The 12,802-nt window shown below is 38.3% G+C and carries 10 protein-coding genes; 3 read left to right on the top strand and 7 right to left on the bottom strand.

Translation table 11 applies throughout. The features are described 5' to 3' along the window. Nucleotides 1–308, top strand: a 308-nt coding sequence (locus N3I35_10230; protein ID MCX8130464.1) for a hypothetical protein, incomplete at its 5' end; no start/stop codon positions are given. A 125-nt stretch (nucleotides 309–433) separates the two neighbouring features. Further along, nucleotides 434–631, top strand: coding sequence for a YjfB family protein (locus tag N3I35_10225; protein ID MCX8130463.1), 198 nt, complete (start codon nucleotides 434–436; stop codon nucleotides 629–631). Nucleotides 632–644: 13 nt separating this feature from the next. On the opposite strand, the gene recJ is transcribed toward N3I35_10225, so the two are convergent. The 7 genes from recJ to N3I35_10190 all read right to left on the bottom strand — a co-directional run bounded on the left by recJ (nucleotide 645) and on the right by N3I35_10190 (nucleotide 11,533). Further along, nucleotides 645–2,966, bottom strand: a complete 2,322-nt coding sequence (gene recJ / locus N3I35_10220; GenBank protein MCX8130462.1) for a single-stranded-DNA-specific exonuclease RecJ — start codon at nucleotides 2,964–2,966, stop codon at nucleotides 645–647. Between the two features lie 10 nt (nucleotides 2,967–2,976). Further along, nucleotides 2,977–3,801 carry a PD-(D/E)XK nuclease family protein gene (locus N3I35_10215; GenBank protein MCX8130461.1) on the bottom strand — a complete coding sequence of 275 codons (825 nt, stop codon included), beginning with the start codon at nucleotides 3,799–3,801 and terminating at the stop codon, nucleotides 2,977–2,979. After that, on the bottom strand, nucleotides 3,794–6,070 hold the full coding sequence (locus tag N3I35_10210) for an ATP-dependent helicase (GenBank protein MCX8130460.1): 2,277 nt from the start codon (nucleotides 6,068–6,070) through the stop codon (nucleotides 3,794–3,796). The genes N3I35_10215 and N3I35_10210 overlap by 8 nt, the downstream gene beginning before the upstream one ends. Nucleotides 6,071–6,242: 172 nt before the next feature. Further along, nucleotides 6,243–8,246 carry an amylo-alpha-1,6-glucosidase gene (locus N3I35_10205; protein ID MCX8130459.1) on the bottom strand — a complete coding sequence of 668 codons (2,004 nt, stop codon included), beginning with the start codon at nucleotides 8,244–8,246 and terminating at the stop codon, nucleotides 6,243–6,245. Nucleotides 8,247–8,290: 44 nt separating this feature from the next. Next, nucleotides 8,291–9,166 carry a sugar ABC transporter permease gene (locus tag N3I35_10200; protein ID MCX8130458.1) on the bottom strand — a complete coding sequence of 292 codons (876 nt, stop codon included), beginning with the start codon at nucleotides 9,164–9,166 and terminating at the stop codon, nucleotides 8,291–8,293. Nucleotides 9,167–9,169: 3 nt separating this feature from the next. Then, on the bottom strand, nucleotides 9,170–10,093 hold the full coding sequence (locus N3I35_10195; GenBank protein ID MCX8130457.1) for a sugar ABC transporter permease: 924 nt from the start codon (nucleotides 10,091–10,093) through the stop codon (nucleotides 9,170–9,172). Between the two features lie 198 nt (nucleotides 10,094–10,291). Then, nucleotides 10,292–11,533, bottom strand: a complete 1,242-nt coding sequence (locus N3I35_10190; protein ID MCX8130456.1) for a maltose ABC transporter substrate-binding protein — start codon at nucleotides 11,531–11,533, stop codon at nucleotides 10,292–10,294. 364 nt (nucleotides 11,534–11,897) lie between these two features. On the opposite strand from N3I35_10190, the gene N3I35_10185 reads away from it, so the two are divergent. Beyond that, entirely contained in the window at nucleotides 11,898–12,791 is an 894-nt protein-coding gene (locus N3I35_10185; protein ID MCX8130455.1) for an AraC family transcriptional regulator, read from the top strand. The last annotated feature ends 11 nt before the right edge of the window (nucleotides 12,792–12,802 follow it).

The following is a 12,802-nucleotide window of genomic DNA, read 5'->3' as shown; positions in this document are numbered from 1 at the left end:
AGGATAAGCAACCTAAGGACAAGCAGCCTGCTGACAAACAGCCCAAGGATAAGCAGCCTACTGATAAACAGCCCAAGGATAAGCAACCTAAGGACAAGCAGCCTGCTGACAAACAGTCCAAGGATAAGCAACCTAAGGATAAGCAGCCTACTGATAAACAGCCCAAGGATAAGCAACCTAAGGACAAGCAGCCTGCTGACAAACAGCCCAAGGATAAGCAACCTAAGGACAAGCAGCCTGCTGACAAACAGCCTAAGGATAAGCAACCTAAGGACAAGCAGCCTGCTGACAAACAGCCCGCAAACTAAACAGTTAAACTAAAACCATCTATCAAAATGATAGATGGTTTTTTTAGGTATTTAGCCTTATTTTAAATACTAAAAAAAAATGATATAATAAGTAATAATTATAATATTTTTCCGGAGGTGTTTATATGAATATAGGCAGTATTCCTCTCGAATCTCTTAGCAGTATAAAGCAAGCCCTAAACATTGCTACTTTAAGAAAGTCCATGAACCAAGACGCTCAATCGGTATCTCTGCTTCTCAACGACATGAAGAATGCAAATGCAAAAGTCATGGAACAATCCGTTACACCTCATAAAGGTAGTCATGTAGACATAAAAGTTTAGCCTGTTAACTGCACTACTTTAAGTACTCATTAAATTTTTCAATCTCAAGTTTTAGTAAAAACTGTTGGTACGAACTTTTTTCAGCCAAAGCTTCTTTTAAATTAGACTCATACTTTTTAGGACTTTTGTCAAAACCGGAAGTTTTCATATCTATTCCGGTCCTATTATCATCAGGCATATAAAACTGTAATGCTTCTTCACCCAAATTTACTGAATATTCCACCTTGCCAAGGCTTTTCAGATACTTTAAAGCTGCTTTTATTATTCCTTCCTCAACACATAGTTTTGAAGACAGGCTTTCAAAATTACTTTTGCCGCTTTCGTTGTTTATCAGGTACTTAATTACTCCCAAAAGATTCACTAAAAAACCTTTCATTGAATAGTCTGGATTATACAAAAAGCTGATAATCACATTTTCTGGGTTTGCAAGAGATATAGCCTCTCTGAGAATAATTGTACTAGCAGGTGTGGAAAGCAGTATCAGATTGTCTGTTTTATGAATGTTGTATCTGGTTACTGTATTTCTTACCGGACAGTTTGCCCTTAACCCTTCAAAAAAAATCAAACTGTTTTTATGTTTTTTTAAGAGTTCTGCAAGTGAAAAGCCTCTCCCTTCTATAAACCGCCCGGAAAAAGCCTTAACAGGATTTCCTTCAGTCTCTAAAAGGCTATCAAGTGTCAATTGAATTTCAGAGTTGCCCCGGTAAGTATTTACCCCTACTTTATATGCAATATCAAATTTTTTATCCTGAAGGCTTTTGTTTTCGCCAAACCATTTCACAGCCGGAATTCTTATACCGTTTTCTCCCGCTAGTACCATTATGTGATGATTTTTTTCTGTCTTCCTGTCACTTACAACCGTAACATTTCTTGTTGCAAAAAAAGGTGGCTCAAAACCCTCGCCGTAAGGACCTGCACTTATCAGCCTGTTATTCAGTTCTTCATTAATTTCCCCAAGATCCAGTTCTGCATCTACATCGATTTGAATTGTATCCCTAATAAAGAACCTTCTCTCAGCCAACCTTTCAATTTCAATTGTAAAGGCTTCCACATCATCCCGGTTTAAAGAAAGCCCTGCAGCCTGACTATGACCGCCAAACTTAATAAGTTTGCTGCTGCACTCCTTTATAAGTTCATATATATTTATACTCTCTACGGACCTGGCTGAGCCTACAACTGTTTTGCCATCTTCCTTCATCGAAAGTAAGATGGCAGGTTTTCTATATGTTTCGCAAACTTTTCCTGCTGCAATTCCTATGATTCCGTGATGCCAATACTCATTAAAAAGAACAAGAACAGTTTTATTCTTCTTTTTGTCCTCAACCTGTGCTATAGCTTGGTTAATGATTTCTTGCTGTACTCTCTTCCTTTCCTTATTCAAAAAATCGATTTTCAGGGCAATTTCTTCGCTTTCCTGCCGATTGCCGCTTAAGAATAATTCTACAGGCAGTCTTGCAGTTTCCATTCTCCCGGCAGCATTTATTCTCGGAGCTATTTGAAAAGCAATATCCTCTTCAGACTGCATTTTTGCTGTTTTCTCTATTATGGTAAAAAGCTCTTTTAGCCCTATACGGTTAGTATTGAATAATACTGGTATAGCCTTTTTTAGCAAATACCTGTTTTCCCCGTTAAGACTTACAACATCAGCAACTAGCGACAATGCAAGAAGGTCAAGAAGGTCATCTGCTTTATTTTCCATTCCTTTTGAATATAGTAATGCTGAACACAAAAAATAAGCCATTCCACAGCCCGAAAGATTTCTGGCTCTGTGGCCCTCAGCAAGAAGCTTAGGGTTTAGTACGTAATCCGCAGGAGGAAGTTGTTCCGGAAGATTGTGGTGGTCAGTCACTATTACATCCATTCCCAGCTCTTTTGCTATTCCAATCTCATTGATGTTTGATATTCCACAATCACATGTAATTATCAGAGATACTCCCCGGACACCCATATCTCTTATAACATCAGCATTCATTCCGTACCCTTCGGTAAACCGGTCGGGTACATGGTAAATAACCTTATCGGAGAAAATTCTCAAACTCTGTACAAGTGTGGCTGTACTTGTTACACCGTCGACATCATAGTCACCATATACTGCGATTTTCTCACCCGAAGCTATCGCCTTATCTATCCTTTCAACCGCTCCAGCCATATCCGGAAATTCATAAGGATTTGTAGGTTCGTACAATTCCTCCTTAAGCATTTGCTTTACATTTTTCGGATCTCTGTAACCCCTGTTGAAGAATATCCTTGCTATAAGTTCGTCTCCTCCTGCCGCTTCTATCAGTTCGGCAGGTATTTTCATTCCCTTGTTTAGTATATTGAAACTAACCTGCATAATCTACTCCTCAGTATATCTCTGTTACGTTATCCCACTCCAGTTCTTCAAAAATATCCTCATTTTCCTCAATAGCCTTAAAATCTATTCTTTCGTTGTTACAATACCAGCTAAACTCACAGAACTTGCAATGCTTTGCATATATAGCTTTATCAAACCCTGAATAGTCGTAACCGAATATGTCGTCAATCTTTTTTGCAAGAATGTTTCCAAACTCCTCATGCATAAGGTTATCATATCTGATTTCCGCCAGCGTTCCAGGAGGATCAGGCTGCCAATAATGCATGCTTATTCTGTCACAATCCACTTCCTCTCCTGCAATCAAAGCCGCCTGCTCTTTTAATACATACATATATACCTTGGTTTGCAAGCTATCTCTTAGTTTGTTTCCTATTATGCTTTTCCTGCCCTTTTTATTCTCTCCGTGAGTCTTCCAGTCCCATATCTCCATGTACCCATCACGTAGTATTATCAAATCGAAATTTGCTTCAAGCTTCATTTTATCTTTTGACATCCTAAGTTTGTATTCCGGAAGACATATGTCAAATCTGTCTTTTGAAAAAGATTTTTTTAAATTTTCCATCCATTTGGTAAGTTCTTCACATTCTTCTTCAGATTTATCCAGTCCGGTTTCAATGCCTAAAAAGTACCTATGTGCCAGAAGATGGAAGTTATTACCCATTTCAAGCCTTTTCTTTATATTCTCATCAGGAAAACTATCCCATTTCAAGCCTTCCAGATATCTTTTCCTGAATTTCAAAGGACAGCTGTCAAAAGTAGAGAGAGAATGCTGGGTAAACAAAAAATATTCTTTAAAAACAGAGTTGTTAGCCACTCAATCCCCTCCCAGCTTCCAGATTCACGGATTCACTTTTACTATTGTCATCTATATATCGTTTAAGTTCAACAAGATATTTTGATGCCGGTACCTCATTCCTTTTTCCCTTATTTGCATGATAACCGGATAAATATAAATACTGTTTTGCTCGTGTTATACCCACGTAAAGCAGCCTTGCTTTCTCAGATATGGTTTCCAGCTTGGATTCCATTATGGAGTCTAAGCACGGGTTACCCTCAAAAATCTTTTGAATATCTGCCTTTACCAGTGCTTGGGGGTTTTTATATTCTTGTTTCAGGAACCAGTATTCACCAACAAACTTATCATTCAGCTCTACAGGAAAGTCTGCATAATTTAAGCCAGAAAGAAAGACGGTATCCCACTCAAGACCTTTTGATTTATGGTATGTAGCTAGTGTGACAACGCCCGGTTTAGGTTCATATCCCTTCAAATCCCACACCAAGCCCGCAAAGAAATTAAAAATGTTCTTAGGACTTAGAAGTTCAAGTGCAAGATCTACCAGTCGCCAGTGAGGGTCCTGACTCATAAGATATCTTACATCTCCCGCCACCTTTTGTGCAATTGCTCTTTCTTCCCTGTCAAACTCAAGCTTTTCTGCTATATATAAAATTAATTTTTCTACTACAGTACCAGGAAATTCCAATAATTCTCTGACTAATTCAAGCTTCTCAGTGAAATCTGCCCATATTTTTGACTTTAATAAATCTTCAGGTACAGCCCTTGTATCTATTTCACCACCTATTGGGTAAAGAAGCTTCTCCGTAGATAGCTTTTTTAAGTATTGAATCAGCTGTTCTTTATGGTTTTTCGCCCGGGAATTTCCATCTTCTTTATCCGTATCGGTATCATCTTTGTCTTCTTCTATCAGAAAGCATTCATTCATTACAGCGGCAAATTTCTCGCTGTTTTCCGGACATGAAATAAAATCTATAACCCTTCCAAGCTTTTTCACTGTCTTGTTTTTTTCACCGGACGTGCTGTCAAGTTCCTCATACGGAATGTTTTTCGCTTCGAGTAGTTTTACTACAAAACTGATTTTCCATGAACTTGGTATAAGTATAGCTATAGTCTTGTCCGGATGCTTTTTAATCATGCTATATGCTTCCCTTACTACTACCTCCGCCTCTTCTTCCCATGACCCCAGCACTGCCGCTCTTATTCCATATTCCTTATTTACAGGGTTTGGCCTTTCATCATTTATACCAACAGGCTCGATATACTGAGGCAGCAAGCTATCTCTGCACTCAGGTACCGGATGCCTCTCCCTGACATAATTAACAAAATAGTTTGCAATATCTATTATTTCCTTGGTATTTCTACTGGATTGGGTAATATTATAAACTGTAGTTCCGGGCATATCACAAAAATTTTTAAATAAGGTAAAGTCGCTGCTGGTGAAACTTCCGCAGATAGCTTGATTACTATCACCTACTCTAAGCAAGTTTCCGTCAGCTATCATTGTCAGTATTTCACTCTGGATGAGATTGGAATCCTGTGCTTCATCTTCACATACAAAAGTATATTTACTGCGGTATTTTTCTAACAACATTTCATCTTCTGAAAGAATCCTTTTTGCATTATACAGCATATCATCAAAATCCAGAAATCCGCTCATTTTTATCTTCTTATTATATATTTCATATATATCAGCAGCATGTTTTAAAAGTGAGTTTTTAGGCAGAGTTTTGCAGTTCTCCCTTGCTTCTGCAGGATTTATCCCCCTGCATTTAAACTCACTTATGGCTGCAAGCATCACACTGCACAACTTGTCCTGCCAGTTTTTATATGTTTCCGCAATTTTACTGGTACTAAGATTTGATTCTTCAATGTACAGTCTGAATATGTCTTCATTTTTCTTTCTCCACTCATCAATTGCGCTGCTTATAATATGTATCTTAGTAACTCCGTCTACTATATCAAAATCTTCATTAGCCATTACCAGGTCAGGTTTCTCTTTGATTATCTGCAGACAAAGGCCATGTATGGTTGACACAAAGTAGTCTTTATTGCTTCCGATACCCCTGTTTGCCAACTCACGGGAAATACGCTGCTTAAAGTTATTTACTGCGCTGTTCATATATGTAACTATCAATATTTTGCCAGGCCTGTGCAACCCCTGCGATATCATTTCTACAGCCCAAAGTGAAAGGCAATGCGTTTTCCCCCCACCAGGAATAGCAGGTACAGCACAATACCCTCCCCTATATTGTTCAACCAATTCTCTCTGTCCCTTGCGTAAGCCCATAAATGTCTTAAGACACTCCTTTTTATGAACAATTCATATTAATATAAGTATATCCTGCCGCTTGTACATAGTAAAGAAATAAAAAGGGGCTATCAAACATTATTACGCCGGACAATCCATATAGAAAAGAAAAAAGATATCAAATATACTTGATATCTTGAAAACAAAACTTTCAATTAACCCTATGGGGGAACAATTTTTTATTAATATGAGGATATATATCTTCAACATATGCCCTAAGTATCTCTGCAACGCTCCACGCCTGCGCAAAGCACCCTCTCGGCAATAAAGGCTCATTGCCGTCAAAAATCTCTGAAATCGATCCTATGCAGGCATCTCTCATATGATCCTTCATAGGTTCTATAAATCGTAATGCCTGTTTTCTACTATCCTCATTATACCCGAAAGCTTTCATATAAGCTGTTATAAAGTGACCGAGCAGCCATGCCCACACAGTCCCCTGGTGATATGCCCCATCCCTTTTATATATATCGCCCTTGTAAATTCCTATATAGTCTTTCTCATCAGGAGCTAAGCTTCTAAGTCCATACGCCGTATACAAGTCCTTCCACACTCTGCTGACTACTTTTTTTGCCATATCTCCTTCAATGATATGATGCGAAAGACTTACTGCAAATATTTGGTTTGGCCTTATACTGCAATCCTTTTTGCCTTCAGTAATGACATCAACAAGGCATTGTTCCTTTTCATTCCAGAAGCTGTCGATAAATGCTTTTTTGGCTTTCGAAGCCATCTCTTCATAATTGGTATTAGTATATCCATACTTTTCAGAAAGGTTTGCCATAATTTTCAGTGCATTATACCATAGCGCGTTAATCTCTACCGCTTTTCCATGTCTTGGTGTCACAACCCAATCCCCGACCTTTACATCCATCCATGTAAGCTGAGTGGTTTTGTCACCTGCCGAAATAAGACCGTCTCTATCCATTTTTATTCCAAAATCCGTACCTGTAGCATAAGCATGGATTATTTCATTCATTATACCAAAGAGTTTATTCTTAATATACTCATGATCTCCCGTATATTGCAGATACTTGTTTATTGCCTCAAAATACCATAAGGAAGCGTCTACAGTGTTGTATATGGGTTCCTGACCTTCATCCGGAAACATGTTTGGAACAAGTCCGTTCTTTACATATCTGGCAAATGTATGGAGTATCTCTCTGGCATCCTGAAATCTGCCTGTAGCTAAAGTCAACCCCGGAAAAGCAATCATTGTATCCCTTCCCCAGTCAGTAAACCATGGATAACCTGCAATTATTGTCTTTGTTCCGGTAGACTGCCTGGCAACAATAAATTTATCGCTGGCAGCCACAAGCTGCCTTGCAAATCCATCAATATACCCTGAAGAATCAACTAGGGTTTCAACCCTTTTTTCCTCAGCATCTATCAGCGCTCTACCATCAGTATTCTTGATTATCCTCTCAGTAGTTGCGAGGACTGATATGTATTTTTCTTCCCCTGCGTCTAACTTAATGTCAAAATATCCGGGAATGTAATGATCATCTTTTGAGTTTAGTCCACGCTCCCTCTCAATTGCATATTCCATATTAACTAAATACTTGTCTTTTTCCTGAACAAAGGAACCAGTACTACAAAAAATATTAACTCCGTTTCTATTATCGTACCCCTCTGGAAACACAACAACACTTCTTAAGCTGCATTGCTGCCTGAAATTCATATTAGCCTTATTTGAGTTCTCATGATGATCCCTGCAGTTTACTAGAGGCGTAAGTCTTAGCTTAATATCTCTCAAACCATTAATAATATGATAAGCAATGACTACTGTATTCTCACCATACACCATACTGATTTTTTTCTCAATAAAAATATCTTCTACCCTGAAATTAAAGACAGGCAGATGTTTTACAGTAACTCGCTCAAGGTAGTGATACCCATGTTTTATACCTTCAGACGATTCATAAGAACATAGTTCATGTGTATTGCCGTCAACAATAACGCTTTCATCTATCTTTGACAGCAGCATGCATCTGTTTACCGGGGGATTCAAAGAAGCAATAAGCAACCCGTGATACCTTCTCGTATTCGCACCAATTATAGTCGATGAGGCATAACCACCAGTACCGTTTGTTATAAGCCATTCCTTTTGAATACCCTGTTCGTATGTCTTCCAATCCGGTTTTCCAAATTCCACAGTTTTTCCTCCGCCAATTTAATTTTCTTCAAATCTATAATAAATCAACCCTTTACAGCACCTGCTGCAAGTCCACCCTGTATAAATTTCTGAAGCAGCATAAACATTACCATTATAGGTAAAGATGAAACGACAGCAGCAGCGGAAAACAATGTCCAGTGTGCAGAGAACTGATTATTTATAAAAGTCCTGAGTCCTACAGGTAAAGTATAGTTTTCAGGCGATTGTGCAACGATACTCGATATCATAAATTCGCTGTAAACACCAATGAAGGTGAACAGGAAAATAACTACAAGCATTGGCATTGCCAGAGGCAGAATAATCCTCCAGAATACCTGCAAATGCCCCGCACCATCTACTACAGCAGCCTCATCCAGTTCTCTGGGCAGCTTGTCAATATAGTTTTTCAGCAGCCAGATATTATATGCACTTCCCCCTGCCAGAATCACAATAAGTATCCCCATGTTGTCTATAAGATCAAATCTGTAAATAACAGCATATATAGCAGAAAGGGACATTGCGGAGGGGAATATCTGCAGCAGCAGCAAAGACATCAGTCCGTATTTTCTTCCGGGGAACCTCATCCTGGAAAATGCATATGCAGCCGTTGCAGTCAGTACCAACTGAAATATAGATGCACCGGTACTCACTTTAAAGCTGTTCAACAGCCAGAGTGGGAAGTTGGTATCGGTAAATAATCCTTTATAGTTATCCAGGGCAAATTCCTTCGGAAAAACCGAACCGAGGAAAAAACTGTCCCCTCTTGACATAGATGCTGCAAACACCCATATCGTCGGAAAAAGAGTAAGCAAAATCACTATCCAGACGAAAAATCTACTTATCCAGAGTGTTCTCAACTCTGAAGGCCTTAACCTTTTCCTGTACGTTCTTCTGATATTTGTAGAAGTGTTTTCTTCCATAACTTAATCCACCTCCTCAAAGGACCGTGTCAGTTTCATGTTTACAAGAGTAATTGTTCCAATTACCAGGAAAACCAATATACTGAGAGCTGAAGCTAAATCATACCTGAAAAATTGAGCTGTCATTTTGTAGCCCGCACTTGTAAGTATGTCAGTAAACCCCGCAAACTGCGTGTCCGGTCTTGGCGGATTTCCTTGGGTAATCAGGTACGCTGCACCAAAATTATTAAAGTTAAATGCAAAAGATGATATTACAAGAGGAAGTGATGCCGACGTAATCAAAGGAAGTGTTATACGCCTGAATTTTTGCCACGATGTTGCTCCATCCATATCTGCTGACTCATAAAGGGATGGTTCTACTGATTGAAGCACTCCCAGTGAAACATTCATCATATAAGGAAAGCCCAGCCATAAGGATACTATGATTAATCCCACTCTTGCCCAAAAAGGGTCATTCAGCCAGGGAATATTATTAGGAAGGTTTAGAAGCCCCAGCATTCCGTTTATCCCGCCATAGGTTTCATTCAGCAATCCTTGCCACGCAAGCACTGCTATCGTAGAAGGCAATGCCCAGGGTACTATGAGAATGGCACGATATATCCTTGTTTCTCTCATATTGCGGTTATTTAGTACAATTGCCATAATCAATCCGATAAGAAAAGACCCTGTGGTTGTTATCAATGCAAAGGACACAGTCCATAGAAACACAGGCAGGAATATAGGTCTTAAATGTCCTGTAAGGATAGTCCCGAAATTTTCCATACCTATTATCTTGTAGTCGTCCAAATGGTTAAGGCTATAATTTGTGAATGCAAGAAAAATAGTATATACAACTGGTAAAAAACTAATAAGAAAAATCGATATCAGTGCTGGCGACAAGAATAAATACGGTTGTATGCCAGCTCTTGGGCCGGTAAATTTCTTCATTCCTTCTCCTCCTAAACAAAAACAGGATTGTCAGAATATTTCCAATAATAGGTTATTCATTAATACAAATTGAGAGGGAAAGCCCTCTCAATTTGTAAGCCTGATAATTATTGCCTTTGTTTTAAATGTTATCTGTACATTCTAAAAATCTGTCAAAAATCAAATCTTTATAGTTATGTGAATATCAGAACACAGGTTTTATTTTGATTGTAATGTTGATATACCCTGCTTAATCTGAGTTACCACATCAACTCCTGCTTTTTCAGGTGTGGATTTATCGCTGACAACCAGAAGAATGTTATTTTTTACAGGATCCCAAGCAGCATTCATTTCAGGTATATTAGGAATAGGATTACCGTTTGAAGCCTGTTCTGCAAACGCAGAAATTATCTTGTCTCCCTTTACTTCAGGCTTTTCTAATTCAGCTTTAAGTACAGGAATTCTGTTTCCTGATTTAAATAAAGGTACAGGACTATTTTCAGCCATGTATTTCATAAGCTCCCATGCAGTTTCTTTGTTTTTTGACTTTGCGCTTACAAATGCAGCCTGCAATGAAACAAAAGTTGGCATAATCTTTCCATCCATTTTGGGAAGCGGTGTAACAGCAAACTTGACATTAGCCTTTCTGAAGCCATCTACATCCCATGGTCCCCCGAGGAAAAATCCAATTTTCCCGGCTTTGAAATTACCATTTGCTATATCACCTGTGCAATCAGCTTTAAAGAAATTATGTTCTTTTATGAAACTTCTTATTAACGCATAACCCTTTACAGCTCCTTCATTGCCAAGCCCGATATCATTCACATCAAGAGTTCCACTATTGTTTTTAAATACATATGCTCCGCTACCGGCTATAAAAGGATAGCTTGAAAACAAATCCGGAAAGTGGTACATAAAACCTACTTTTTTTGCCTGTTCTATAAACTCTTCAAATGTAGCCGGAGGTGTAGTCACTTTTTCAGGGTTATAGAACAAAGCCATTGAGTCCATCGCAAGTGGAAGTGCATAAATTTTGCCATTATGTGTTACTGCATCTATGGCAACATCCACATATTTTGACTTGTCAATCACATCAGAAGGTACTTCTTCAAGCAGATTTGCCCGCTGAAATACTCCGAGGTCATTGTGGGGCATACCGAACATAATGTCTGGGCCTTTACTACTTGCAGCAGCCTGTGAATATGCCTGGAAACTACTCTGATCATAAACAACTTTCACCTTATTTCCGGTTTTCTCTGCCCACTCCTCAGCAATTTTCTTCACTACGGGATATTCCGATTTCTCCGTAAGATGAGTCCATACAGTTAGTTCTTTTGGTTCATTGTTTTGTGATGCACCTTTAGGGCCATCTTGGTCTGCTTTGTCACCACAAGCTGCCAATAAAGTCACCACAAGAAAAATTGACATTACCAAAGCCGCAACTCTAATGTTTTTCTTCATGAAATTACCCCCTGTTTTTTTATTTTTTATGTATTAAGATAGAAATTTTATCCTAATATCCAATGTGATTTCTTATATAAAATCCGGGAAACATACTAAAGAAAATCTTTCCGATCAGCTTACGAAATGTCCTTTACACTAAGTTTGCCAGTTTGTACTATATATATTATTTACAATTTTTGTCTATGTATAATTATATGATATGGTTGTATTTTTTAAAATTCAAAATATTATGTTTTTTTCAATATCTTATTCTCAAGTTTACAATATCCTATTCGAAAAAACAGACTTGTGTGGTAAAATGTAATTATGAATAAGCACACTGATTATATTATATTTGAAGTTTTATGGGACAGGTTACTTTATGAATCCAAATGTCAGTCAAGTTCATATTTCAATGGAAGACTTTTCACCAAAAGTGCTTAGAAGCTACTTCCTAACCAGCGGTACAGAACTACCGAAGGGCTATAAATTCAGCAAACGTAATGTGTATGATTATGAGATTGAGTTTTTCTTGGACAGTAATGGAGCAATGGTGCTTGATGATAAGGTATATCCGGTACAATATGGCGATGTTGCATTCAGAAAACCAGGACAAACAACCCAGGGAATAATGCAGTTCAATTGCTATCTTATTTGTGTTGATCTTCTGGGTAACACAAATAAGAATTCTGATACCTATGATTTTATTAAGGAACAGGAATTTCAAAATTACTATATAAACCCGGTACTTGAATCTATCCCCCCGCTTTTCCACCCACCAATGGGAAAAAAATATCAATTTCTTTTTGATTCCCTGCTGAAGGAATTCATAAACCCCGGGAAAACTTCAGCCATGCTACTCAAGTCTTATCTGCTTCAGTTGATATCAGAACTCTACCTGGACTCGTGCGACCCGCTGCTAAACGGTATAGTACCATTATCACCATATTATGCAGTTATTACAAAAGTAGTAGAATACATCAAACATAATTTCCAAAACAAGTTGACCCTTAGTAATTTGGCAGAGCTTGCAGGCTTGAGCCCAAATCATCTGCATAAGGTTTTCACGCGTACTTTGGGCATCACTCCTAACGAATTTATTACAAAAATAAGGCTGGAAAAAGCAAAAGAACTTCTTGTAAAAACAAGCTTACCCATTTCCAATATTGCACTTAATTGTGGTTTTGAAAACACGCCTTACTTCAGTTTTCTGTTCAAAAAGCAGTTAAGCTTTACACCGGGTGAGTTCAGAAAAAGATACAACTATATCACCTAGCCTGACGTGTA

It is taken from the genome of Clostridia bacterium (assembly GCA_026414765.1).
Classification (GTDB): domain Bacteria; phylum Bacillota; class Clostridia; order Acetivibrionales; family DSM-27016; genus SKW86.
Note: the sequence above shows the minus strand (reverse complement) of the source record. Positions and strands in the feature narration are given on the sequence as shown.

Excerpts from the sequence above, each read along its gene's own strand:
- N3I35_10225 (MCX8130463.1), top strand. The coding sequence starts at position 434 with ATGAATATAGGCAGTATTCCTCTCGAATCTCTTAGCAGTATAAAGCAA.
- recJ (MCX8130462.1), bottom strand. The coding sequence starts at position 2,966 with ATGCAGGTTAGTTTCAATATACTAAACAAGGGAATGAAAATACCTGCC.
- N3I35_10210 (MCX8130460.1), bottom strand. The coding sequence starts at position 6,070 with ATGGGCTTACGCAAGGGACAGAGAGAATTGGTTGAACAATATAGGGGA.
- N3I35_10200 (MCX8130458.1), bottom strand. The coding sequence starts at position 9,166 with ATGGAAGAAAACACTTCTACAAATATCAGAAGAACGTACAGGAAAAGG.
- N3I35_10195 (MCX8130457.1), bottom strand. The coding sequence starts at position 10,093 with ATGAAGAAATTTACCGGCCCAAGAGCTGGCATACAACCGTATTTATTC.
- N3I35_10190 (MCX8130456.1), bottom strand. The coding sequence starts at position 11,533 with ATGAAGAAAAACATTAGAGTTGCGGCTTTGGTAATGTCAATTTTTCTT.
- N3I35_10185 (MCX8130455.1), top strand. The coding sequence starts at position 11,898 with ATGAATCCAAATGTCAGTCAAGTTCATATTTCAATGGAAGACTTTTCA.